Origin of the sequence: Mumia flava (assembly GCF_002797495.1) — a bacterium.
In the GTDB taxonomy this organism is placed as follows: Bacteria; Actinomycetota; Actinomycetes; order Propionibacteriales; family Nocardioidaceae; genus Mumia; species Mumia flava.
Map to the genome: position 1 here is coordinate 691953 of NZ_PGEZ01000001.1, position 23432 is coordinate 715384.

The window sequence follows — 23432 nt, forward strand, 5'->3', positions numbered from 1 at the left end:
CCTTCCTCCGCCGCCGTCGAGCTCGGGTGATCTCGACCGGCTCGGCCGACGATCCCCGACCAGACACGACAACGGCGCCGGCTCACGCGTGTGCGTGGCCGGCGCCGCAGGGTCGTTACTTCTTGCCGTAGCGCTTCTCGAAGCGCGCCACCCGGCCGCCGGTGTCCAGGATGCGCTGCTTGCCCGTGTAGAACGGGTGGCAGGCCGCACAGGTCTCGACGCGGATCACGCCGTCCGTGGCGGTGCTGCGGGTGGTGAACGTGTTGCCGCAGGTGCAGGAGACCTCGGTCGACACGTACGTGGGGTGGATGTCCTTCTTCATGGTGTCCTCTCGCTCGTCCTCTGGGTCGATCCGCCGATCGGACCGTGAACCAGGGGCCTTAGGCATTGTGCCACCGTCATGGTGAGCAACACGAATCGCGGGCGTGCTATTCCGCCCACCCGCGGGGTGCCGGGTCCGGTCAGTCGTTCAGCAGGCGCTCGATGTCGCCGGTCAGGGCCTCGGGGGTCGTACGAGAGCCGTAGCGCTTCACGACCTGGCCGTCGGAGTCGAGGAGGAACTTCGTGAAGTTCCACTTGATCCGGTCACCCAGCACGCCCGTCCTCTCCGAGCGCAGCCACTGGTACAGCGGGTGGGCGTCCTTCCCGTTGACGTCGATCTTGGCGAACATCGGGAACGTGACGTCGTAGGTGAGCGAGCAGAAGCTCTTGATCTCCTCGGCGTCGCCCGGCTCCTGGTGACCGAACTGGTCGCAGGGGAAGCCGAGCACGACGAGGCCCTCCTCGGCGTACTTGCGGTGCAGCTCCTCCAGCCCCTCGTACTGCGGGGTGAAGCCGCACTTGCTCGCGGTGTTGACGACGAGCACGGCCTTGCCCTGGAACTCCGACAGGCTCCGCTCGTTGCCGTCGATGTCGACGGCGCTGAAGTCGTACGCGCTGGTCACCGGCTCACTCCTCGTCCGACCCGCGGCGCGATCCGCTCACCGGCGTGGTCTTGTTGACCTGCATCAGGAACTCGACGTTCGTGCGCGTCGAACGCAGCTTCTCGAGCAGCAGCTCGAGCGCCTGCTGCCCGTCGAGCCCGGACAGCACGCGACGCAGCTTCCAGACGATGGCGAGCTCCTCGTGGCTCATCAGGAGCTCCTCGCGGCGGGTGCCCGACGCCTCCGCGTCGATCGCGGGGAAGATCCGGCGGTCGGCGAACTCGCGGCGCAGCCGCAGCTCCATGTTGCCGGTGCCCTTGAACTCCTCGAAGATCACCTCGTCCATCCGCGAGCCGGTCTCGACCAGCGCCGTGGCGAGGATCGTCAGCGACCCGCCGTCCTCGATGTTGCGGGCGGCGCCGAAGAACCTCTTCGGCGGGTACAGCGCCGAGGAGTCCACGCCGCCGGACAGGATCCGCCCGCTGGCCGGCGCCGCGAGGTTGTACGCGCGGCCGAGGCGCGTGATGCCGTCGAGCAGCACGACGACGTCGTGGCCCAGCTCGACGAGACGCTTGGCCCGCTCGATCGCGAGCTCGGCCACCGAGGTGTGGTCGGTCGCCGGCCGGTCGAAGGTCGAGGCGATCACCTCGCCCTTCACGGTGCGCTGGAAGTCGGTGACCTCCTCGGGGCGCTCGTCGACCAGGACCACCATCAGGTGGCACTCCGGGTTGTTCGTCGTGATGGCGTTCGCGATCTGCTGCATCACCATCGTCTTGCCGGCCTTCGGGGGCGACACGATCAGGCCCCGCTGGCCCTTGCCGATCGGCGCGACGATGTCGATGATCCGCCCGGTCATCTGCTGCGAGTCGGTCTCCAGCCGCAGCCGCTCCGAGGCGTACAGCGGGGTGAGCTTGGAGAACTCGACGCGGTCGCGCGCCTCCTCCACCGACATCCCGTTGACCGACTCGATCTTGACGAGCGGGTTGAACTTCTCCTTGCGCTCGCCCTCGCGCGGCTGCCGGACCTGGCCCACCACGGCGTCGCCCTTGCGCAGACCCCACTTGCGAACCATCGCGAGCGAGACGTAGACGTCGTTCTCACCCGGCAGGTAGCCGCTGGTGCGGACGAACGCGTAGTTGTCGAGCACGTCGAGGATGCCCGCCGCGGGAATCAGGACGTCGTCCTCGGTGACCTGCGGCTCGGCCTCGCGGGTGCGGTTGCGGTTGCGGTTGCGGTTGCGGTTGCGGCGGCGTCCGCCGCCCTCGCCGTCGTCGTTGCCGCGCTGGTCGTTGCCGCGCTGGTCGTTGCCGCGCTGGTCGCTCTTCGCTGCCTGCGGCTCGTTGCGGTTGCGCTTGTCCGAAGCCTTGTCACCGCGCGCCTGCTCGTCGTTGCGTCCGGCGTCGTCGCCGTCGTTCTTGCTGCGCTGGTCGTCCTTGCCGCGCGCGTCGCTCTTGCGCTGATCGTTCTTGCCGCGCTGGTCGTCCTTGCGCTGGTCGTCCTTGCGCTGGTCGTCCTTGCGCTGGTCGTCCTTGCGCTGGTCGTCCTTGCGCTGGTCGTCCTTGCGCTGGTCGTCCTTGCCGCGCGGGTCACCCTTGCGACGCTTCTGGTCCGTGGCGGTCCCGCCGCCGGGCTGCGGATCGTCCGTGCTCGCCTGCGCACCGCGGCGGTCGGCGCCCTTCTCCCCGGACCCCGTGCTCGCCTCGGCCGCCCGCGGCTCGTTCGCCGACGACGCCTCCGGCCGGGACCGTGGGGCGGGGTCGCCCGGCGTCTCCACCGTCCGGGTCGTCGGCGCGGACTCGGTGCTCGCGTCGGCGGCGCTCGGCCCGCTGCTCGCCTGCGCCGCCTGGATCGCCTCGATCAGAGCGCCCTTGCGCATCTTGGCGACACCCTTGATGCCGAGGCCCGAGGCGATCTTCTGGAGCTCGGGCAGCACCATGGCGTTCAGGCCGCTGCCGGCGCGACGGCGCGCGCGCTTCGCAGGCGCCTGCTGCTCGGCGTCGGCCGCGGCATCGAGCAGGGTGGGGGTGGTGTCGGTCACGTGAGGTCCTTCCCACGTCGGGCGACGCACGGCGCCGCACGGTGTGAGCGGTTCGGGGCGTGCTGAACCGCCGGATCGGCCCGTACGGGTCGATCGTGGTCTGCGGTTTCCCACCGCTGAATCCCCGGGCCTTCGACTGAGGTTGGACGAGGCGGGGAAGGCGGGAGAAGAGCGACCGAATCAGGCCGGTCGAGAAACTGACCCTCGTCGGATCACTTGTGTCGACTCTAACACCGCGCTACTCCGCGATGTTCCCCACGGGTCCGCCGTCACCCAATCGTGATCCGACGACGGTGGTGCGCGAGCGCGTGGTCAGGACGGCCGCGCACCGCCGGTGTCGACGGCCAGCAGATGGACCGCCCAGCCGTCCGGAACACAGGCCGCGAGCGGCGCCGCGGGGTGCTCCGCCGTGCAGAACGCGAGCACCGTCGGGCCGGCCCCCGAGACGACCGCGGGGACCCCGTCGGCGCGCAGCCGCTCGATCAGCGCCAGCGAGTCCGGCATCGCGGGAGCGCGGAATCCCTGGTGGAGCCGGTCCTCGGTCGCGTCGAGCAGAGCGTCGCCGTGCCCCTGGAGGGCAGCGACCAGCAGCGCGGCCCGGCCCGCAGCGTGCGCGGCGTCCTCGTGCGGGATGCCTGCGGGGATCAACCCACGGGCGACGTCGGTCCGTACGGGCGTCGGCGGCACGTACACCACGACGTCGGCCTCGACCGGGAGCCGGATCGCCCGGGCGCCGTCGGCCGCGCCCCAGGCGATCGTCAGACCGCCGAGCAGCGCCGCGGCGACGTTGTCAGGATGCCCCTCGATGCGGTCGGCCAGCCGCAGGGCGGCCGCGTCGTCGAGGGCCGCCGGGTCGGCGAGCACGGACCGCGCGGCGACGATCCCGCCCACGATCGCGGCCGAGGAGGACCCGAGCCCGCGGGCGTGCGGGATGCGGTTCGTGCAGCGGAGACGCAACCCGGGCTGCTCCAGCCCGCACGCCGCGAACGCGGCACGAGCCGAACGGACCACGAGGTGCGACTCGTCGCGAGGCACCTCGTCGGCGCCCATGCCCTCGACCTCGACCTCGACACCCGGGCGGTCGCGGACCTCGAGCTCGATCTCGTCGTACAGGGTGAGCGCGAGGCCGAGCGCGTCGAAGCCCGGCCCGAGGTTGGCGCTCGACGCCGGGACCACGACGGTGCGCGGCCCGGTGACGAAGGCGCTCATGCGAGCCCGGCCACCTCGGCCGCCTTGCGGACGTCCGCGTCGACGACCTGCTCGACGATCGAGCCGATCCCCGACAGCGCGGTGTCCACGTCCTTGAGCCCGTTGCCGGTGACGACCACCGAGATCCGCTGCCCCGGGTCCAGGTCCCCGGCCGCGTGCGCCGCGAGCAGCCCGGCGACCCCCGCCGCCGACGCCGGCTCCACGAACACCCCGTCGCGGCGCGCGAGCTCGCGCTGCGCCGCCAGGATCTGCTCGTCGGAGACCGCACCGATCCGCCCACCGGACTCGTCACGGGCCGCGACGGCGAGATGCCACGAGGCCGGGTTGCCGATGCGGATCGCGGTCGCGACGGTCTCGGGGTGCGGCACGACCTCGCCACGCACGATCGGGGCGGCGCCCTCCGCCTGGAACCCCCACATCCGGGGGCGGCGGGTCGCGAGGCCCTCGTCGGCGTACTCGGCGTACCCCAGCCAGTACGCGGAGATGTTGCCGGCGTTGCCGACCGGCATGACGTGCAGGTCCGGCGCGTCGCCGAGCCGGTCGACGATCTCGAACGCGCCGGTCTTCTGGCCCTGGAGGCGGACCGGGTTCACGGAGTTCACCAGCGCCACCGGGTACGCGTCGGCGAGGCCGCGCGCGATGTCCAGGCACTCGTCGAAGCCCCCGCGGACCTGGATCACGTGCGATCCGTACATCACGGCCTGGGCCATCTTGCCGGCGGCGATCTTGCCCTGGGGGACGAGCACGAGCGGACGCAGGCCCGCCCTGGCTGCGTACGCGGCCATCGACGCCGAGGTGTTGCCGGTCGAGGCGCACACGACGGCCTCGGCCCCCTCCGCGACCGCAACCGAGATCGCCGCGGTCATCCCGCGGTCCTTGAAGGATCCGGTCGGGTTGCTTCCCTCGACCTTGAGCCACACGTCGCAGCCGGTCGTCTCGGACAGCCAGCCGGACGAGACGAGCGGGGTGCCGCCCTCCCCCAGCGAGATCACCGGGGTGTCGGGCCCGACCGGGAGACGGTCGCGGTACTCCTCGATCACTCCACGCCACGGGTGGGCGCTCGGCTGTACGGTCACTGTCCTTCTCCTTCGACACGCATCACCGAGGACACGTCGCGGACCATCGGGAGGTCACGCAGGCGGTCGACGGTCTGCGACAGGGCGGCATCGGTCGCGGTGTGGGTGACGACGACGAGCTGGGCGTCGTCTCCGTGGCCCTCCTGGCGCACGGTCGAGATCGAGACCTCGTGCTCGGCGAAGACCTGGGCGACCGACGCGAGCACCCCCGCCTTGTCGTCGACGTCGAGCGCGATGTGGTAGCGGGTGCGGGCCTCGCCGATCCCGAGCACGGTCCGCTCGGCGTGGGTGCGCTCGGGCGGGCCGCAGACTCCGAGGAGGCGGTTGCGGGCGGCCACGACCAGGTCGCCGAGCACGGCGCTCGCTGTGGGGGCGCCGCCGGCACCGGGTCCGTAGAACATCAGCCTGCCGGCGGACTCGCTCTCGACGAACACGGCGTTGTACGCGCCGCGCACGCTCGCCAGCGGGTGGTCGTCCGGGATCATCACCGGGTGGACGCGGGCGGCGACGGCCTGGCCGTCCGGCGTCCGGTCGCAGATCGCGAGGAGCTTGACGACGCAGCCCATGTCGGCGGCGGAGGCGATGTCGGCCGAGGTGACGCCGGTGATGCCCTCGCAGTGCACGTCGTCGATCGTGACTCGGGTGTGAAACGCGAGACTCGCGATGATCGCTGCCTTCGAGGCCGCGTCGAAGCCCTCGACGTCGGCGGTCGGGTCGGCCTCGGCGTACCCCAGCCGCTGGGCGTCGTCGAGCGCCTCCACGAACGAGCTCCCCGACGTGGTCATCGCGTCCAGGATGTAGTTGGTCGTGCCGTTCACGATCCCCAGCACCCGCCGTACGTGGTCGCCGGTGAGCGACTCGCGCAGCGGGCGGACGATCGGGATCGCGCCCGCGACGGCGGCCTCGTACGACAGGTCGCGCCCGGCGGCCTGCGCAGCCCGGGAGAGGGTCTCGCCGTCCTCGGCGAGCAGGGCCTTGTTGCCGGTCACGACGGAGGCACCGTGCTCGAGCGCGGCCAGGATCAGCGAGCGGGCAGGCTCGATGCCGCCGATCAGCTCGATCACCACGTCGACGTCGTCACGGGTGACGAGCCCCATCGCGTCGGTCGTGAAGAGGGCCGGGTCCAGTCCGCCCTCGCCGTCGCTGCGCGGGCGTCGCACAGCGATCCCGACGAGCTCGAGGCGGGCGCCGACCCGCTGGGCCAACTCGTCGGCGTCGCGGGTGAGCAGCCGCGCGACCTCGCTGCCGACGGAACCGTGTCCGAGCAGCGCGACCCGCAGGGTGTGGAAGCTGTCGTGTGTCGCGGTCACCGCTCCAGACTAGTCGTGCCACGCCGCAGTCCGGCGCCCTGTCCGTACGGCGGGCTCGCGCTCCGAGGCTCGGACCCGGCCGGATCAGGACGGTCCGGCGGACGCGAGCAACGCCTCGTGCCGTGTCCGGGCCAGATAGGTGCGGATCGTGTCGCGGCTGCGGGTCAGGCAGGCGATCCGCGACTCCAGCCCCTCGAGCTCCTCGGCGAGCTGCTCGGCCACCTGCACCGGGCAGGTCGGCTCGCGTCGTTCCTGCGCGTCCTCGGCGTCGAGCAGGACCTTCGCCAGCCGGGTGGGGACGCCGGCGCGAACGAGCCCGGCCACCCGCTCCACCCGCTCGACGTCGGACTCGGTGTAGCGGCGGTAGCCGTTCGGTGCGCGCTCCGCCTGGAGCAGACCCTGCTGCTCGTAGTAGCGGATCAGGCGAGGCGCCACGCCCGTCCGCTGCGCCAGCTCACCGATCTTCATCCCGTCCCCCAGCCTCGCGACGCGCCGTCCGGGCCATGGTGACCCAGCAGACCTTGACATTGACATCAGTGTGAAACTTTAGCGTCGCAGCATGACCGACACCAGACCCCTCGACCCCGGTGCACCACCCCACGGCGGCCCGCTCCCGTGGGCACCCTTGCTCGTCCTCGCCGGCGCGACGCTCGTCATGGTCACCGCCGAGATGCTGCCGACCGCCGTGCTCGACTCGCTCAGCGACAGCCTGGGGGTCTCCGAGGCCCGTACCGGCCGCCTGGTCTCCCTGTGGGCCGGCGTGGTCGTGGTCGCGAGCCTCCCGCTCGCACGGCTCGCCCGCCGCTGGCAGCCGCGCGACGTCGTCGTGACGAGCCTCGTCCTGCTCGCGGCGTCCTCGCTCGCATCAGCGCTCGCCCCGACGTACGGCACCGCGGCCGCGGCCCGCGTCGTCGGCGCGATGGCCGTCGGTGTCCTGTGGGCGACCGTGAACGCGCACGTGGCCGACCTGGTCGACGACCGGCAGCTCGCCTCGGCCGTCGCGGTGGTGCTCGGCGGCGCGACCGCCGGGATGGTCGTCGGGACGCCGGGCGCGCGGATCGTCGCCGACCACCTCGGCTGGCGTGCCGCCTTCGTCGCGCTGGCCGCCGCGACACTGCTGGTCGCCCTGCTCGTGCGCCTCGTGGTCGCCCCCGGGCGCAGCGCCACGGCACCCGCGGACGGCGCGGCACCCGCGGACGAGGCGCGTGCCGGCGCTCGCGGTGGCCGTCCGCAGCGTTCGGTGCGACCCGTGCTCGTCCTCACGGGATGGTTGGCCCTCGCGCTCGCCGGCCACTACGGGGCCTACACCTTCATCACGCGCCTGACGAACGACCTGGCGGGCCTGCCCGGAGGGACGGGCACCGTGCTGCTCGTGTTCGGGGTGACGTCGGCCGCCGGCATCGCGCTCGCCGCGCGGGCGGGCCGCCACACCCGCACCGGGCTCGTCGTCGCCGTCTCCGCGACGGCCGGGGCACTGGCCGCGCTCCCGCTGGTCGGCGTCGGACCCGCCGTGGGTCTCCTGGTCGTCGCTGCGTGGGGCCTCTCATCGGGGTCGCTCCCCGCGCTGGCGCAGACCGAGATCCTGCGGCGCGCCGGTACGGAGCACCGGGCGTTCGCCGGCGCCCTCATCCCGGTGGTGTTCAACGGCGGGATCGCCGTCGGCGCCGCCCTCGCAGCCGACGTGGTCGCACGCTCCGGCCCGAACGCGGTCCCGCCCCTCGCCGCGGGCCTGGTCGCCGTCGCCGCAGTCGGCCTGGCCCTCCCCCGACTGGCGCTGTCCCGGCGGTCCCGCCTGCCCCGCGATGGGGTGGCAGATGCACGTCGGAGCGGCGTCGCGAGGGACAGTCGCCACCGAGTCAGGGGGTGAGGGCAGGTCAGCCGACGTCGAGGCGCAGCAGGTCGTCGGTGGTCTCGCGCCGGACGATCAGGCGCGCCTCGCCGTCGCGTACCGCCACGACCGCCGCACGCGGCACGTGGTTGTAGGTCGACGCGAGCGAGCGGCAGTACGCGCCGGTCCCGGGCACCGCGAGCAGGTCCCCGGGAGCGACGTCGCCGGGGAGGAACTCGTCCTTGACCACGATGTCGCCCGCCTCGCAGTGCTTGCCGACGACGCGGCTCAGCACGGGCTCGGCGTCGGAGCGGCGCGACGCGAGCGTGCACGAGTAGTCGGCGTCGTACAGCGCGGTGCGGATGTTGTCGCTCATGCCACCGTCGACCGCGACGTAACGACGCGTCGCCCCGCCGTCCAGCGCGACCTCCTTGGTCGTCCCGACCTCGTACAGGGTGAACGTCGACGGCCCGGCGATCGCCCGGCCGGGTTCGATCGACAACCGCGGGACCGCGAGCCCCGCGGCGCGGCACTCGCGCTCGACGATCGTCCGTAGGCCCTCGGCGAGCCGGGCGGGCGTCGCCGGGTCGTCCTGGGTCGTGTACGCCATGCCGTAGCCGCCGCCGAGGTCCATCTCCGGGCAGACGTGACCGAGCTCGACGGCGATCCGCTCGTGCAGCGCGAGCACACGGTGGGCGGCGACCTCGAAGCCCGCGGTGTCGAAGATCTGCGAGCCGATGTGCGAGTGCAGCCCGGCCAGCTCGAACGCCGGGTCGGCCAGCACCCGCCGTACGGCCTCGAACGCGTCACCCTCGGTGATCGACAGGCCGAACTTCTGGTCCTCGTGCGCGGTCGCGATGTACTCGTGGGTGTGCGCCTCGACCCCCGCCGTCACGCGGACCATCACGCGGGCGGTGACGCCGAGCTCCGACGCGAGCGCACTGATCCGGTCGATCTCCTCGAACGAGTCGACGATGATCTTGCCGACCCCCACCTCGAGCGCCTGCCGGATCTCGGGGACCGACTTGTTGTTGCCGTGCAGGCCGATGTCGGCCGGGTCGACCCCGGCCCGCAGCGCCACCGCGAGCTCACCACCGGTGCAGACGTCGAGCTTGAGCCCCTCCTCGGTCACCCAGCGGGCCACCGCCGTGCACAGGAACGCCTTGCCGGCGTAGTACACGTCCCAGCCGTCGAACGCGTCCGCGAACGCCCGGGCGCGAGCGCGCAGGTCGGACTCGTCCACGACGTACGTCGGGGTGCCGTAGGTCGCGGCGACCTCGTCGACACGGACGCCACCGACCTGCAGGACGCCCGCGTCGTCCTTCGTGACGTTCTGCGACCACAGGTGCTCCACCAGGGCGTTCGGGTCCTCGGGCCTGGCCAGCCAGGCGGGACCACGGGTCCCGGCCTGTCCGTGCAGGGCTCCGGCCTCGTGCGCGCGCATGCTTCTCCTCCGGGGCCGGTCACATCCGCTCGGGCGCCGAGACGCCGAGCAGATCGAGGCCGTTCGCGACGACGGTGCGGGTGGCGGCGACGAGCACCAGCCGGGCGGCGTGCACGGGGCCGGGCTCCTCGTCGGCCTGCGGCAGCACCCGGCACACGTCGTAGAACTTGTGGAACGTCGCCGCGGTGTCCTCCAGGTAGCGCGCGACCCGGTGGGGCTCACGCAGCTCGGCGGCCTTCGCGACCACCCGCGGGAACTCCGCGAGCGCCCGCAGCAGGTCACCCTCCCGCTCGGTCTCCAGCAACGTCAGGTCGGCGGTGCGCGGGTCCGGGCTCAGCCCGAGCGCAGCGCCGTTGCGCAGGATGCTCGCGAGGCGCGCGTGCGCATACTGGACGTAGTAGACCGGGTTCTCGCTGCTCTGCCGGGTCATCTCCGCCACGTCGAGCGTGAGCGGCGAGTCCGCGGGGTGACGGGCCAGCGTGTACCGCAGCGCGTCCACGCCGACCAGGTCCACGAGCTCCGCGAGCGAGACGATCGTGCCCGCACGCTTGGAGAGCTTCAGCTCCTGGCCGTCGGACAGGATCTTCACGAGCTGGCCGATCAGCACCTCGAGGTTGTAGCCGGGCCGGTCGCCGGCGCACGCGGCCATCGCCTGGAGCCGCCCGATGTAGCCGTGGTGGTCGGCGCCGAGCAGGTAGATGCACTGCTCGAACCCACGCGCGCGCTTGTCCAGGTAGTAGGCGGTGTCCGTAGCGAAGTACGTCATCTCGCCGTTGCCGCGGACCAGGACCCGGTCCTTGTCGTCGGCGAAGTCGGTGGTGCGCATCCAGGTCGCGCCGTCGGACTCGTACAGGTGGCCCTCGCGCTCGATCACGGCGAACGCCCGCTCGATCGCACCGGAGGTGATCAGCGTCCGCTCGGAGAACCACACGTCGAAATGGGTGCGGAAGCCCTCGAGGTCGGCCTGCTGGTGGGCCAGCTGGAGTGCGTACCCCTTCTCCCGGAACGCGACCAGCTGCTCGTCGTCCGGCAGGTCGAGGATCCCGGGCGCGCCGGCGACGACCTCGGCGGCGAGGTCGGAGACGTACGCGCCGTGGTAGCCGTCCTCGGGGACGGCCTGCCCGTTCGCGACGGCCATCAGGGACTGGCCGAACTTGTCCATCTGGTTGCCGCGGTCGTTCACGTAGAACTCGGTGGCGACCTTCGCCCCGGCCGCCGCGAGGACGCGCGCGAGCGCGTCACCGACCACGGCCCACCGGGTGTGCCCGAGGTGCAAGGGCCCGGTCGGGTTGGCCGAGATGAACTCGAGGTTGACCGGGGCACCGCCGAGCGCGTCCGAGCGGCCGTACGCACCCGCCTCGCGGACGATCTCGCCGGCGAGCGCACCCTGGGCGCCGGTGTCGACCCGCACGTTCAGGAAGCCGGGACCGGCGACCTCGACCGAGCCGACGCCGTCGGCCGCGCCGAGGCGCTCGGCGAGCGCGCCCGCGAGCTCACGCGGCGGCATCTGCGCCTTCTTCGCGAGCTGGAGCGCGATGTTCGTGGCGTAGTCGCCGTGCTCCTTGACCTTCGGACGCTCCACCGTCACCGAGGCGGGCACCTCGTCGAGGCGCAGGACGCCGTCGCGCACGAGCGCGTCCAGGGCGTCGACGATGGCGGCAGAGAGCTGTTCCGGAGTCACCGGTCCATCGTATCGACGCCGGTCAATCGCAATCTCTCGGTCTCGGCGCCGCGGTCAGGAGGCCGACGCCCGCGACAGCTCGAGCACCTCGCGGACGGTCGCGACCAGGTCGCAGGGGTCGAACGGCTTGGTGACGTACGCCTCCACGCCGAGGTCGCGTCCGCGCTGGAGGTCGTACGCCTGGGCCTGGGTGGTGACGACCACGACCGGGATGTCGTGGGTGTGGGGGTTGGAGCGGAGCGCACGGATCGTGTCGAGGCCGTCCATCCGCGGCATCACCACGTCGATCGTGATCAGGTCCGGTCGCGTGTCGACGACCACGTCGAGGCACTCCAGCCCGTCGGCCGCCTCGAGCACCGTCCAGCCCTCCAGCTCGAAGTTCGTGCGCATCAGCAGGCGGATGGAGTCCGTGTCGTCGACGACGAGGACCCGCGGCGGCGGTGAGACATGGGAGGCCACGTACGCAACCCTAGTCGCCGTGCGGTACGGTTTGACGCGGTTCGCCAAGGGTGGGCCGGGCCGATCTGCCGCTCGACGTACGGTGGAGCCAGGCCCCCGTAGCTCAGGGGATAGAGCACCGGCCTCCGGAGCCGGGTGCGCAGGTTCGAATCCTGCCGGGGGCACCGCGAGGAGGGCCGCCGACCTGCACGGGTCGGCGGCCCTCCTGCATGCCAGGGACGCCACCCGGCGGACGGCGCGGGGCTCCGTCAGGCGCGCGCGACGCCGAGCTCGCCGAGCAGGGTCTCGACGCGTCCTCTGATCTCGTCCCGCACGTCGCGGACCACGTCGAGCGGCTGCCCGGCCGGGTCCGTGAGCACCCAGTCCTCGTAGCGGGTGCCGGGGAAGTACGGGCACGCGTCGCCGCAGCCCATCGTGACGACGACGTCCGCACGCTCGACGTCGTCCGGATCGAGCACACGCGGCTGCTGGGCGGTGATGTCGATCCCGACCTCGGCCATCGCCTCGACCGCGACCGGGTTGATCGTCTCGGCCGGCTTCGAGCCCGCCGACAGCACCTCCACCCGGTCGCCGGCGAGCTCGCGCAGGAAGCCGGCAGCCATCTGGGAGCGGCCGGCGTTGTGGACACAGACGAACAGCACGCTGGGCACTGTCGGGGTGGTCATGGAAGAGGTCTCCTCGGGAGTGGACGGACGCCCCAGGCCATCACGGCCGATCGACAGGACCGACCCTCGACGATTGATCGACGAATGTCAATGCGTGTGGCAGGATCGGGCCATGAGCACCTCGGTCCCCGTGATCTCCGGCGTCGCTTCCTGCTGCTCGACGCTCACCGGGGGTGCGCTCGACGAGGCCACGGCGGACCGGCTCGCGTCCATGTTCAAGGCGCTCGGGGACCCGACCCGCGTCCGCCTGCTGTCGTTGATCGCCGCGACCGAGGAGCGCGAGGCCTGTGTGTGCGACCTGACCGAGCCCGTCGCGCTGAGCCAGCCCACGGTCTCCCACCACATGAAGGTGCTCGGCGACGCCGGGCTCGTCACGCGCGAGCAGCGCGGCCGCTGGGCGTACTACCGGGTCGCCGACGACGCCCTGCAGATGCTCGCTCGGGCCCTCGCGGAGCCCGCCGACGCGTAGGCTGGGGCGCATGAGAGCGAGTCGGCCGAACCGCGGGTCGGTGTGGTGCGCCTGGCTCGCGACGTCCGGGCTCGTCGGCCTGGCCGCGGCCGGCCCCGTGCTCGCCGTCATCGCGCTCGGCGGCTGCGCCGCGGCGCTCGGAGCCGACGAGGTGGTCTACCGCCGCCGCGCCCGGCGTTGGTTCGCGGAGGCGCACCGGCGCGCGCAGCAGCGCCACGATGCGGTCCTCGACGCCTGGCTCGCGCGCCGCGACGGCGATCCCGACCGGCAGTCGACCCGCCTCGTGGACGACGTCCGCAGCCCGGGCACCGCGCGGTTCGTCGAGCGCGCCACACGCGCCGCGGACCTGCGCGGCCTCGCCCGACCCGATGCGTACGAGGCGGTGCTGCGCTACGACGAGGCGGTCGCCGAGCTCGAACGAGCCTGGCGTCGGCTCGAGGCCCGGGCCCGGCTCGCCGACGCGCCACAGGAGGCGCAGGCGTGGATGACGGAGCGTGTCGTGCCCTGGCTCGGCTCCAGCCGGTCGGCGTTCGCCACGTTCGTCCGCGCGGCGCGCGAGCACGTGCGCGAGCGCGGCTGACCCCACCGAAGAGGGCCTCCGCGATCACAGTGCCATCACGGCCCTTGTGAGCCACACCACCCTGTGGTACCGGAGATGGCGACCCTGTTGTCGGGGTCTACTCTTGTACGCGTATGCCCCGTGGGCGGCGACATCAGAGTGGACAACCCGGAAGAGGCGATCGAGGCCGTGGCCGAGAGCGACAGCGCCCTGCCAGACTTTGGCACCAACCAGTGGCTCGTCGAGGAGATGTACGAGCGCTACCGCAAGGATCCGTCGGCGGTCGACGCGTCGTGGAAGAAGCTGTTCGAGGGCGGTGAGATCCCGACCGGCTCGAACGGCAGCCGCTCCGCGCAGCCGAAGGCGGCGACGACGCCGAGCGAGCCGTCCGAGCCCGCCGCGCCGAAGCACGCCGCACGCGAGGCCGAGCCGCCGAAGGCCGACTCGAAGGCCGCCGCGCCGAAGGCCGAGTCGAAGCAGGCCGAGTCGAAGCCCGCCGCGCCGAAGGCCGAGTCGAAGCCCGCCTCGGACGCCAAGACCCCGACCCCGAAGGCCGCCGCGAAGTCGGAGCCGGCCAAGCCCGCCGGCGACGTCGAGCGGGTCGTGCTCCGCGGCGCCCCGGCCCGTACGGCCGCGAACATGGACGCCAGCCTGGCGGTGCCGACGGCCACCAGCGTGCGGTCGGTCCCGGTCAAGCTGCTGATCGACAACCGGATCGTGATCAACAACCACCTCGCCCGCGCACGCGGCGGCAAGGTGTCGTTCACCCACCTGATCGGGTACGCCCTGGTCAAGGCGCTGCGCGCGATGCCCGAGATGAACACGGGCTTCGAGGTCGCCGACGGCAAGCCCACCATGCTCAAGCCCGAGCACATCAACCTCGGTCTCGCGATCGACCTGCCGAAGCCGGACGGGACGCGCCAGCTGCTGGTTCCGTCGATCAAGCAGGCCGACACGATGAACTTCGCGCAGTTCTGGACGGCGTACGAGAACGTCGTCGACAAGGCGCGCAACAACAAGCTGACCGTCGCCGACTTCCAGGGCACCACGATCAGCCTCACCAACCCGGGCACGATCGGCACGAACCACTCGGTGCCGCGGCTGATGGCCGGGCAGGGCGCGATCATCGGCGTCGGCTCGATGGACTACCCGCCGGAGTTCCTCGGAGCCTCCGAGCACACGATCGCCAGCCAGGCGATCTCGAAGATGATGACGCTCACGTCGACGTACGACCACCGCGTGATCCAGGGCGCCCAGTCCGGCGACTTCCTGCGCCGCGTCAGCGATCTCCTGCTCGGCGGCGACGGCTTCTACGACGAGATCTTCGCCGCGCTGCGGATCCCGTACGAGCCGGTGCGCTGGGCACGCGACATCGCGGTCAGCCACGACGACCAGGTGCACCGGCAGGCGCGGGTGCTCGAGCTGATCCACGCGTTCCGCGTCCGCGGCCACCTGATGGCGGACACCAACCCGCTGGACCACTCCCCTCGCAGCCACCCCGACCTCGACATCTCCTCCCACGGCCTGACGCTGTGGGACCTCGAGCGCGAGTTCGCGACCGGGTCGTTCGGCGGTGACGAGAAGCGGTTCATGAAGCTGCGCGAGATCCTCGGCATCCTGCGCGACTCCTACGTCCGCACGGTCGGCATCGAGTACATGCACATCCAGGACCCCGACCAGCGGCTGTGGATCCAGGAGCGCGTGGAGCGGGCGCACACGAAGCCCCCGCGCACCGAGCAGCTGCGGATCCTGCACAAGCTCAACCAGGCCGAGGCGTTCGAGACGTTCCTGCAGACGAAGTTCGTCGGACAGAAGCGCTTCAGCCTCGAGGGCTCGGAGACGATGATCCCGCTGCTCGACGAGATCTGCGAGGCCGCGGCGGCCGACGGTCTCGAGGAGGTCTGCATCGGGATGGCGCACCGCGGGCGCCTGAACGTCCTCGTGAACATCGCGGGCAAGAACCCTGGCTACGTGTTCCGCGAGTTCGAGGGCAACATCGACCCGCGGACCGTCCAGGGCTCGGGTGACGTCAAGTACCACCTCGGCGTGGAGGGCGAGTTCACCGCGGCCAACGGCGACGCGATCAAGGTCTCCGTGGCCGCGAACCCGTCCCACCTCGAGGTCGTCGACCCGATCCTCGAGGGCATCACGCGGGCCAAGCAGGACCGGCTCAACCGCGGCGAGGAGTTCCCGATCCTGCCGCTGCTCGTCCACGGCGACGCCGCGTTCGCCGGCCAGGGCGTGGTCGCGGAGACCCTGAACCTCTCGCAGCTGCGCGGCTACCGCACCGGCGGCACCGTCCACGTGATCGTGAACAACCAGGTCGGCTTCACCACCTCGCCGTCGTCGTCGCGCTCCTCGACGTACGCGACCGACGTCGCGCGGATGGTCCAGGCACCGATCTTCCACGTGAACGGCGACGACCCCGAGGCGTGCATCCGGGTCGCGCAGCTCGCGTTCGAGTACCGCAAGGCGTTCAACCGCGACGTCGTGATCGACCTGATCTGCTACCGCAAGCGCGGCCACAACGAGGGCGACGACCCGAGCTTCACCCAGCCCCAGATGTACGACGTGATCGAGTCGAAGAAGTCGGTCCGCGTCCTCTACACCTCGGCGCTGGTCGGCCGCGGCGACATCACGGTGGACGAGGCCGAGGGCGCGCTGAAGGACTACCAGGACCAGCTCCAGCGGGTCTTCGCCGAGGCGAGCATGCCCGAGGAGTACCAGACCTCGCCCGAGTACCCGGCCAAGCCCGCGGGCGTCGTGGAGACGTCGACGACTCCGGAGGCTCTGAAGGCCGTCGCCGAGTCGTACACGAACGTCCCCGAGGCCTTCTCGGTGCATCCGAAGGTGCTCCCCCAGCTGCAGCGTCGCGCCGCGTCGATCACGGCCGGTCCGATCGACTGGGGCACGGGCGAGATCATCGCGTTCGGTTCGCTGCTGCTCGACGGCCGTCCGGTCCGGCTCGCGGGCCAGGACTCGCGCCGTGGGACGTTCTCGCAGCGCTTCGCGACGATCATCGATCGCCGGTGCGGTGCCGAGTGGACGCCGCTGCAGCACCTCGGCAGCGACCAGGGCACGTTCTACATCTACGACTCGCTGCTGTCCGAGTACGCCGCGCTCGGCTTCGAGTACGGCTACTCGGTGGCACGTCCCGAGGCGCTGACGCTGTGGGAGGCGCAGTTCGGTGACTTCGTGAACGGCGCCCAGTCGGTGATCGACGAGTACATCTCCGCCGGTGAGGCGAAGTGGGGCCAGAAGTCCGGCGTCGTGCTGCTCCTGCCGCACGGCTACGAGGGTCAAGGGCCGGACCACTCCTCGGCCCGGATCGAGCGCTTCCTGCAGCTCGGCGCGGAGGACGCGATCACGGTCGCGCAGCCGTCGACCCCGGCGTCGTACTTCCACCTCCTGCGACGCCAGGCGCTCGGCAGCGAGCACCGTCCGCTGGTCGTGTTCACGCCGAAGCAGCTCCTGCGGCTCAAGGCGGCGACGTCGATGCCCGAGGAGTTCACCGAGGGGACGTTCCGTCCCGTGCTGCCCGACCCGGCCGAGCTCGACCGCAACGCCGTCGAGCGGGTGATCCTCACCTCCGGCCGCGTCGCCTACGACCTGCTCGCTGCGCGGGCGAAGGCCGAGGAGGGGCTCTCGAAGACCGCGATCCTGCGGCTCGAGCAGCTCTACCCGCTCCCGCTGGACGAGGTCCGCCAGGAGCTGTCGAGCTACCCCAACGCCCAGGAGGTCCGCTGGGTCCAGGACGAGCCCGCGAACCAGGGCCCGTGGCCGTTCATGGCCCTCAACCTGGCGCCCGAGCTGGAGCTGCCGATGGTGCGGGTGTCGCGGGACGCGTCGGCGGCGCCGTCGGTGGGCAACCACAAGCGGCACGTCGAAGAGAACAAGACGCTGATGTCGCAGGCGTTCGCCTGAGTCGAGGGGCCGAGGGCCCGAGGAGTCGCGTGTACTTCACCGATCGTGGGATCGAGGAGCTCGCCGGCCGGCGAGGGGACGAGGAGGTCTCCCTCGCCTGGCTGGCCGAGCGCCTGACGGAGTTCGTCGACGTCCACCCCGAGTTCGAGGTGCCGGTCGAGCGCCTCGCGACCTGGCTCGCGCGACTCGACGACGAGGACGAGTAGCCGCTCCGCCCACGCCATCACCGCACGTGCCTGCGTCCGAACCACCTCCCGGTGTCGTACGCAGGCACGTCCGTCCCCGCCGTCCGAATGCAGGTGGTGGCGCGCGACGCAGCAACCCGCCGTACGGGCCTCCGACGCACAGTGCGGCGGATCCAGGGCGTGTGATGCCCTCGATCGGCCGCACTGATGCAGCCGCGCCCGCGCCAGCGCCAGCGCCAGCGCCAGCGCCAGCGCCAGCGTCGCCACGACGCACCGCACGTGCCTGCGATGGCAACCGCGAGCCGGTCGCGATGCAGGCATCTCCGTCCACCGCGGGAACGCCATCACCGACGTGCCTGCGTTCGAACCACCTCCCGGTGTCGTACGCAGGCACGTCCGTTCCCGCGGTCCGTACGCAGGCACGTCCGTCCCCGCGGTCCGTACGCAGGTGGTGGCGCGCGACGCAGCAACCCGCCGTACGGGCCTCCGACGCCCGCCGTACGGGCCTCCGACGCAAGTGCCGCGCCCGCTCAGCGGGTCAGGACGATCTTCCCGAACACGTCGCCGTCGGCGACCGCCTGGAAGGCCCGCTGTGCCTCGGTCATCGGGATCACGTCGTCGATCAGGGGACGGGTGCCGGTCGCGTCGAGCATCTCCACGAGCTGCGCGAGCTCGGTCCGCGTCCCCATCGTCGATCCCTGGATCCGCAGCTGGAGGAAGAAGATCCGGGTGAGCTCGGCCTGCGAGGGGTTCGGACCCGACGTCGCGCCGGCGATCACGATCGTGCCGCCGGGCTTGAGCGACTTGACCGAGTGCGACCAGGTCGCCGCGCCGACCGTCTCCATCACGGCGTCGACCTTCACGGGCAGCCGTGCCCCCGACTCGAACACCTCGTGCGCGCCGATCTCGAGCGCCCGGGCACGCTTGGCCTCGTCGCGGCTGGTGGCGAAGACACGCAGTCCCGCGGCGCGGGCGAGGGTCACCAGCGCGGTCGCGACGCCGCCTCCGGCGCCTTGCACCAGCACGGAGTCCCCCGGCTTGAGCCCGGACTGCGTGAAGAGCATGCGGTACGCGGTGAGCCAGGCGGTCGGGAGGCAGGCTGCCTCCTCGAACGACAGTCCCGCCGGCTTCGGGACGACGTTGCGCCTCGGCACGGCGACGACGTCGGCGAACGTGCCCTGGTAGCGCTCCGAGAGCAGCGAGCGCTTCGGGTCGTGCGTCTCGTCCCCGGACCACGACGGGTCGCTGATCACGGCGTGCACGACCACTTCGTTGCCGTCGGCGTCGTACCCTGCGGCGTCGCAGCCGAGGATCATCGGCAGCGCCTCCTCGCGCAGCCCGACCCCCTTCAGGGACCACAGGTCGTGGTGGTTGAGCGACGCAGCCTTGACCCGGACCGTCGTCCACCCCTCGGGTACGTCGGGCTCGGGGCGCTCCCCGAGGACGAGGCCGGACAGCGGGTCGTCGTTGCTGAACGAGGATGCATACACGGCGAACATGTCGGCACCCTACCGACCGCCCACCGCCCAGTGCCCACCGCGCCGTGGAGTCTCCCCAGCCGGCTGGGGAGTCCTTCACCTGGCGCGGGAGACTTCCGTAGCCCGGTGAGGAACTCCGTAGCCGGCTGGGGAGTCTCCAGCGGCCGCGCGGTGCCCTGCGGGCTGTCAGCTCGGGCGGGCGGTGCGGGGCGGGCGGTGCGGGGCGGTCGGTGGGGCGTACGCCTACCGGCGGGCGACGCCGGCAGCGCGCGCCGCGTCGGCGACCGCACCGGCGACCGCCGGCGCCACACGCTCGTCGAACGGCGACGGGATCACGTACGCCTCGCTGAGTGCGTCGCCGACCAGGTCGGACAGCGCACGCGCCGCAGCGACCTTCATCGACTCCGTGACGCGGCTGGCCCGCACGTCGAGCGCGCCGCGGAAGACACCGGGGAAGGCGAGGACGTTGTTGATCTGGTTCGGGTAGTCCGAGCGCCCGGTCGCGACGACGCGGGCGTGCCGGCGCGCGATGTCCGGGTGGACCTCGGGCGTCGGGTTCGCCAGAGCGAACACGATCGCGTCGTCGGCCATCCGCTCGATCGCGGACTCCGGCACGGAACCGCCCGACACCCCGATGAACACGTCGGCGCCCTCGAGCGCGTCGGCCAGCGACCCGCGCCGGCCCCACTCGCTGGTCTCGTAGGCCATCTCAGCCTTGATCGGCGTCAGGTCGTCGCGTCCGGGATGGATCACGCCCTTGCGGTCGACCAGGGCGATCCGCCGGACACCGCTCGCGAGCAGGATCCGTGCGATCGCGACGCCCGCGGCACCGGCGCCGGAGATCACGACGGAGGTGTCCTCCTCGCGGCGACCGGTCAGTCGGAGTGCATTGAAGAGGGCGGCCAACGTCACGATCGCGGTGCCGTGCTGGTCGTCGTGGAAGACCGGGATGTCCACGCGAGCCTGGAGTGCCGCCTCGATCTCGAAGCACCGCGGTGCGGCGATGTCCTCGAGGTTGATCCCCCCGAAGCTGGGCGCCATCCGAGCAACGGTGTCGACGAACGCGTCGACGTCGCGCACGTCCAGTGCCAGCGGGATCGCGTCGACACCACCGAACTGCTTGAACAGGACGGCCTTGCCCTCCATCACCGGCAGCGAGGCCTTCGGGCCGATGTCGCCGAGCCCGAGGACGGCCGACCCGTCGGTCACGACCGCAACGGTGTTCGGGACCCAGGTGTAGTCGTCGGCGACGGCCGGATCCTCAGCGATCGCCTCGCACACGCGGGCGACACCCGGGGTGTACGAGAGCGAGAGATCGTCGGCGTCGCGCAGGGCTACGGTGCTCGAGATCGCCATCTTCCCGCCCCGGTGTACGTCGAAGACCGGATCCCCGGCGAACTTCGGCGAACCCACCATACGGTCGACAAACTCGGCAACCACGACAAACCTCACAAGGGAGACGAAGAACGGGGCCGGGCCCACCGTCTCACGTCGAGACGGAAGCAGAGTCCTGGCACCGCGAAGGAAAGGGATGAAGGCTCCGCACGCGACCGGTCGGATCGCGGGAGCGCGAAGACGGGGGGTTACCCCGCCACTATTGAACCACACCGCTCTGACGGGTCGGACCGCGTCGGTGGAACAGAGACGCGCGTCTCACCCGTGCGACGGCGCCTCCGGGGTGCCGGCGTCGGCGAGCGCGCGGCGGCTGGGCGCCGACAGGACTCCGAACAGCACCACCGCCGCCGCGATCGTCAGCAGCCCGCTCAACGGCGGCGCGGTCTCGCGCAACCCCCAGGCCAGGCCGAGCTGCACCAGCTGGGTGAAGACTGCTGGGGCACGCCCCCACGACCGCAGCGTCCACAGCGCCCACCCCGTCGCGAGCTGGAGGCCTGCGTAGCCGACGAAGAACATCGTCGTGCCCACGGCCAGCACGACCTGGCCGTGCCGCACCGCTGCGAGGTCGAATCCCGCGAAAACGAGCAGTGACAACGCCTCGACGGCGAGCACCACCACCGCTACTGTGAGGCGGGTCGGACGTGCGCGGGAAGTGTGACCCACGAGACAAGCTCCTTCGGCTGTATTGCTCTTGTGTTAACCCGCGTTTCTTGCGACGATCATATTGCCGTTGTGCGGCGCCCGATCACGGCGCCCGAGACGGTGATGAGTTCCACGATTCCCCCCTTGCACAAGAACGGAAACGTGAGTTCTCGCCCCCGTTAGTGAAAGTCTTCACAATGCTGCCGAGCCGTGTCACCCCCACGGCGCCCACAGGAAAGGAAGTTCCGTCATGGACTGGCGTCACCACGCTGCCTGCCTCGATGAGGATCCGGAGCTGTTCTTCCCGATCGGAAGCACGGGGCCCGCGATCTCTCAGGTCGAGGAGGCGAAGCTGGTCTGCCGTCGCTGCGACGTCCGTGACCAGTGCCTCGAGTGGGCCCTCGGCTCCGGTCAGGACCACGGTGTGTGGGGCGGCCTGAGCGAGGACGAGCGTCGCGCCCTCAAGCGTCGCACCGCCCGCGCCCGGATCCGCACCGCCTGATCCGAACGACGCACAGGTCCCGCCCTCCCCGGAGGTGCGGGACCTTTTGTGTGTCCGGGCCCGGAACGGTCGTCCGTACGGACGGGCCCGTCCGTACGACCGGTGCCGCCGACCGTGCGGGCGCGTCATCGACCGCTCAGGGGGATCTCGACCGCGACCCGCGTCCCGCCCCCGCCGGTCGCCGGGGACCGAGGGCCGAAGGCCAAGGACCCGCCCAGCTCGGACTCCACCAGCGTCGCCACGATCGACAGTCCCAGGCTGTTCGAGGAGCTCGGCTCGAACCCGACCGGGAGCCCGACGCCGTCGTCGACCACGGCCACACGGAGGTACGCCGGGCGGCGCTCCACCTGGAGCAGCACGTGGCCCCGCTCCTCCTCGCCGAACGCATGCTCCGCGGCGTTCTGGATCAGCTCGGTGAGGACCATCGCCAGCGGCGTCGCGACCTCCGCGCGCAGCTCGCCGAACGACCCGGCCCGCTCCGTGGTGACCAGCCGGGCGGGCGAGGAGACCTCCGCGACCATCTGGCGCAACCGGTCCGCCACCTCGTCGAACTCCACCGTCTCGTCGAAGGCCTGGCTGAGGGTGTCGTGCACGACCGCGATCGACCCGATCCTGCGGACGGCCTCCTCCAACGCCTCGCGCCCGGCGCCGTCCTCCATCCGCCGAGCCTGGAGGCGCAGCAGCGCCTGGACGGTCTGGAGGTTGTTCTTGACCCGGTGGTGGATCTCCCGGATCGTCGCCTCCTTGCTCATCAGCTCCCGCTCGCGCCCCCGCAGCTCGGTGACGTCGCGCAGCAGCACGAGCGCGCCGGACGACTGGCCGTGCGTCCGGAGCGGGATCGCCCGCAGGCTCAGCGACGCGTCGCCGTTCTCCAGGTCCGCAGCAGCGCCGACCCGTCCGGTCAGGGCGGACGAGAGCGCGCTGTCGGTTGGGCGCTGCGGCGCCGGGACCAGCGCCCGTGTGGCCGCGACCAGGTCGGCTCCCTGGAGGTCGGCGGTCACGCCGAGCCGACGGAAGGCAGACACGCCGTTCGGGCTCGCGTACATCACCGTGCCCGCGGCGTCGACCCGGATGAGCCCGTCACCGACCCGCGGCGAGTGGCTTAGGTCGGACTGCTCGCCCGGGATCGGGAACGCGCCCTCGCTGATCATCCCCGTCAGGTCGTCGGCGATCTGGAGGTACGCGAGCTCGAGGCGGCTCGGGGTCCGCACGCCCAGCAGGTTCGTGCTGCGCGCGACCACGGCGATCACCCGGCCGTCGCGGCGCACCGGGATCGCCTCGAGGCGGACCGGGATGTCCTCGCGCCACTCGGGGTCGCCCTCGCGGATCACCCGGCCCTCGCGCATGGCCGCCTCCAACGCGGGACGGCGGTGGCTCGGCACGAAGTCGCCGACCAGGTCGTCCAGGTGAGCCGTGACGCCGGTCGTCGGCCTCATCTGCGCCCCGGACCAGAATCCCTTGCCCTCCGAGTCCGGGAGCCAGAGGACGAGATCGGCGAACGACAGGTCGGCGAGGATCTGCCAGTCGGCGACCAGCCGGTGCAGCCACTCGACGTCCTCGCGACTCAGTGCGGTCTGGTGGCGAGCGACGTCGTCGAGGGAGGGCACCGACCCAGCGTATCGGCGGGCCCCGAGGGCGCGGGGTA

Annotated in this window: 21 protein-coding genes and 1 tRNA gene; 7 read left to right on the forward strand and 15 right to left on the reverse strand. The window is 71.8% G+C overall.

The genetic code is table 11. From position 1 onward, the window contains the following. Window positions 1-115 precede the first annotated feature (115 nt). The 7 genes from rpmE to CLV56_RS03345 all read right to left on the reverse strand — a co-directional run bounded on the left by rpmE (window position 116) and on the right by CLV56_RS03345 (window position 7024). Window positions 116-322, reverse strand: coding sequence for a 50S ribosomal protein L31 (gene rpmE / locus CLV56_RS03315; RefSeq protein ID WP_039342141.1), 207 nt, complete (start codon window positions 320-322; stop codon window positions 116-118). Window positions 323-461: 139 nt separating this feature from the next. Beyond that, the gene (locus tag CLV56_RS03320) at window positions 462-944 is read right to left on the reverse strand and encodes a glutathione peroxidase (RefSeq protein WP_039342144.1); all 483 of its coding nucleotides are present in this window, start codon (window positions 942-944) and stop codon (window positions 462-464) included. A gap of 4 nt (window positions 945-948) precedes the next feature. Further along, on the reverse strand, window positions 949-2859 hold the full coding sequence (gene rho, locus CLV56_RS03325; RefSeq protein WP_245857847.1) for a transcription termination factor Rho: 1911 nt from the start codon (window positions 2857-2859) through the stop codon (window positions 949-951). 414 nt (window positions 2860-3273) lie between these two features. Beyond that, window positions 3274-4170 carry a homoserine kinase gene (gene thrB / locus CLV56_RS03330; RefSeq protein ID WP_039342147.1) on the reverse strand — a complete coding sequence of 299 codons (897 nt, stop codon included), beginning with the start codon at window positions 4168-4170 and terminating at the stop codon, window positions 3274-3276. After that, entirely contained in the window at window positions 4167-5246 is a 1080-nt protein-coding gene (gene thrC, locus CLV56_RS03335; protein ID WP_039342150.1) for a threonine synthase, read from the reverse strand. The genes thrB and thrC overlap by 4 nt, the downstream gene beginning before the upstream one ends. After that, window positions 5243-6556, reverse strand: coding sequence for a homoserine dehydrogenase (locus CLV56_RS03340; protein WP_039342154.1), 1314 nt, complete (start codon window positions 6554-6556; stop codon window positions 5243-5245). Before CLV56_RS03340 ends, thrC begins: the two co-directional genes overlap by 4 nt. A gap of 84 nt (window positions 6557-6640) precedes the next feature. Further along, on the reverse strand, window positions 6641-7024 hold the full coding sequence (locus CLV56_RS03345) for a MerR family transcriptional regulator (protein WP_039342157.1): 384 nt from the start codon (window positions 7022-7024) through the stop codon (window positions 6641-6643). 91 nt (window positions 7025-7115) lie between these two features. Here CLV56_RS03345 and CLV56_RS03350 point away from each other — a divergent pair, with 91 nt between their 5' ends. After that, on the forward strand, window positions 7116-8423 hold the full coding sequence (locus CLV56_RS03350) for an MFS transporter (protein WP_100414382.1): 1308 nt from the start codon (window positions 7116-7118) through the stop codon (window positions 8421-8423). 7 nt (window positions 8424-8430) lie between these two features. Here CLV56_RS03350 and lysA read toward each other — a convergent pair whose 3' ends face one another. Genes lysA through CLV56_RS03365 form a run of 3 tightly spaced genes read right to left on the reverse strand, consistent with a single transcriptional unit; the run spans window position 8431 to window position 11968 of the window. Further along, a complete protein-coding gene (gene lysA / locus CLV56_RS03355; RefSeq protein WP_039342160.1) occupies window positions 8431-9828 on the reverse strand; it encodes a diaminopimelate decarboxylase in 1398 nt (465 codons plus the stop codon). A gap of 19 nt (window positions 9829-9847) precedes the next feature. Next, the gene (argS, locus tag CLV56_RS03360; RefSeq protein WP_039342162.1) at window positions 9848-11509 is read right to left on the reverse strand and encodes an arginine--tRNA ligase; all 1662 of its coding nucleotides are present in this window, start codon (window positions 11507-11509) and stop codon (window positions 9848-9850) included. A 54-nt stretch (window positions 11510-11563) separates the two neighbouring features. Continuing rightward, entirely contained in the window at window positions 11564-11968 is a 405-nt protein-coding gene (locus CLV56_RS03365) for a response regulator (protein ID WP_039342165.1), read from the reverse strand. A 92-nt stretch (window positions 11969-12060) separates the two neighbouring features. Here CLV56_RS03365 and CLV56_RS03370 point away from each other — a divergent pair. After that, window positions 12061-12132: transfer RNA gene (locus CLV56_RS03370), tRNA-Arg, on the forward strand. An 84-nt stretch (window positions 12133-12216) separates the two neighbouring features. Here CLV56_RS03370 and CLV56_RS03375 read toward each other — a convergent pair. Then, window positions 12217-12633: an arsenate reductase ArsC gene (locus CLV56_RS03375; protein ID WP_039342168.1), complete on the reverse strand. Its 417-nt coding sequence runs from the start codon at window positions 12631-12633 to the stop codon at window positions 12217-12219. A gap of 112 nt (window positions 12634-12745) precedes the next feature. On the opposite strand from CLV56_RS03375, the gene CLV56_RS03380 reads away from it, so the two are divergent. The 4 genes from CLV56_RS03380 (at window position 12746) to CLV56_RS20790 (ending at window position 17791) form a co-directional block, all read left to right on the forward strand. Continuing rightward, window positions 12746-13102: an ArsR/SmtB family transcription factor gene (locus CLV56_RS03380; protein ID WP_039342171.1), complete on the forward strand. Its 357-nt coding sequence runs from the start codon at window positions 12746-12748 to the stop codon at window positions 13100-13102. A gap of 10 nt (window positions 13103-13112) precedes the next feature. After that, a complete protein-coding gene (locus CLV56_RS03385; protein WP_157805047.1) occupies window positions 13113-13682 on the forward strand; it encodes a hypothetical protein in 570 nt (189 codons plus the stop codon). Between the two features lie 159 nt (window positions 13683-13841). Further along, window positions 13842-17585: a multifunctional oxoglutarate decarboxylase/oxoglutarate dehydrogenase thiamine pyrophosphate-binding subunit/dihydrolipoyllysine-residue succinyltransferase subunit gene (locus tag CLV56_RS03390; RefSeq protein WP_425437710.1), complete on the forward strand. Its 3744-nt coding sequence runs from the start codon at window positions 13842-13844 to the stop codon at window positions 17583-17585. Window positions 17586-17614: 29 nt separating this feature from the next. Further along, window positions 17615-17791: a DUF6104 family protein gene (locus CLV56_RS20790; RefSeq protein WP_170224752.1), complete on the forward strand. Its 177-nt coding sequence runs from the start codon at window positions 17615-17617 to the stop codon at window positions 17789-17791. A gap of 509 nt (window positions 17792-18300) precedes the next feature. On the opposite strand, the gene CLV56_RS03395 is transcribed toward CLV56_RS20790, so the two are convergent. The 3 genes from CLV56_RS03395 to CLV56_RS03405 all read right to left on the reverse strand — a co-directional run bounded on the left by CLV56_RS03395 (window position 18301) and on the right by CLV56_RS03405 (window position 21306). Further along, a complete protein-coding gene (locus tag CLV56_RS03395; RefSeq protein ID WP_039342177.1) occupies window positions 18301-19269 on the reverse strand; it encodes a zinc-binding dehydrogenase in 969 nt (322 codons plus the stop codon). A gap of 222 nt (window positions 19270-19491) precedes the next feature. Beyond that, complete coding sequence (locus CLV56_RS03400; protein ID WP_100414384.1) at window positions 19492-20664, reverse strand: NAD(P)-dependent malic enzyme; 1173 nt, start codon at window positions 20662-20664, stop codon at window positions 19492-19494. Between the two features lie 237 nt (window positions 20665-20901). After that, window positions 20902-21306: a hypothetical protein gene (locus CLV56_RS03405; RefSeq protein ID WP_170224738.1), complete on the reverse strand. Its 405-nt coding sequence runs from the start codon at window positions 21304-21306 to the stop codon at window positions 20902-20904. Window positions 21307-21535: 229 nt separating this feature from the next. On the opposite strand from CLV56_RS03405, the gene CLV56_RS03410 reads away from it, so the two are divergent. After that, a complete protein-coding gene (locus CLV56_RS03410) occupies window positions 21536-21787 on the forward strand; it encodes a WhiB family transcriptional regulator (protein WP_039345530.1) in 252 nt (83 codons plus the stop codon). A 125-nt stretch (window positions 21788-21912) separates the two neighbouring features. Here the strand turns inward: CLV56_RS03410 and CLV56_RS03415 are convergent, their stop codons facing one another. Continuing rightward, window positions 21913-23394 (reverse strand): sensor histidine kinase, encoded by a 1482-nt coding sequence (locus CLV56_RS03415; protein WP_039345534.1) that lies wholly within the window; start codon window positions 23392-23394, stop codon window positions 21913-21915. Window positions 23395-23432 lie beyond the last annotated feature (38 nt).

Bases quoted from the DNA above. Each gene is read 5' to 3' on its own strand.
- rpmE (WP_039342141.1), bottom strand. From the start codon at position 322: ATGAAGAAGGACATCCACCCCACGTACGTGTCGACCGAGGTCTCCTGC.
- rho (WP_245857847.1), bottom strand. From the start codon at position 2,859: ATGGTGCTGCCCGAGCTCCAGAAGATCGCCTCGGGCCTCGGCATCAAG.
- thrB (WP_039342147.1), bottom strand. From the start codon at position 4,170: ATGAGCGCCTTCGTCACCGGGCCGCGCACCGTCGTGGTCCCGGCGTCG.
- CLV56_RS03345 (WP_039342157.1), bottom strand. From the start codon at position 7,024: ATGAAGATCGGTGAGCTGGCGCAGCGGACGGGCGTGGCGCCTCGCCTG.
- CLV56_RS03350 (WP_100414382.1), top strand. From the start codon at position 7,116: ATGACCGACACCAGACCCCTCGACCCCGGTGCACCACCCCACGGCGGC.
- lysA (WP_039342160.1), bottom strand. From the start codon at position 9,828: ATGCGCGCGCACGAGGCCGGAGCCCTGCACGGACAGGCCGGGACCCGT.
- CLV56_RS03375 (WP_039342168.1), bottom strand. From the start codon at position 12,633: ATGACCACCCCGACAGTGCCCAGCGTGCTGTTCGTCTGTGTCCACAAC.
- CLV56_RS03380 (WP_039342171.1), top strand. From the start codon at position 12,746: ATGAGCACCTCGGTCCCCGTGATCTCCGGCGTCGCTTCCTGCTGCTCG.
- CLV56_RS03385 (WP_157805047.1), top strand. From the start codon at position 13,113: ATGAGAGCGAGTCGGCCGAACCGCGGGTCGGTGTGGTGCGCCTGGCTC.
- CLV56_RS03395 (WP_039342177.1), bottom strand. From the start codon at position 19,269: ATGTTCGCCGTGTATGCATCCTCGTTCAGCAACGACGACCCGCTGTCC.
- CLV56_RS03400 (WP_100414384.1), bottom strand. From the start codon at position 20,664: ATGGTGGGTTCGCCGAAGTTCGCCGGGGATCCGGTCTTCGACGTACAC.
- CLV56_RS03410 (WP_039345530.1), top strand. From the start codon at position 21,536: ATGGACTGGCGTCACCACGCTGCCTGCCTCGATGAGGATCCGGAGCTG.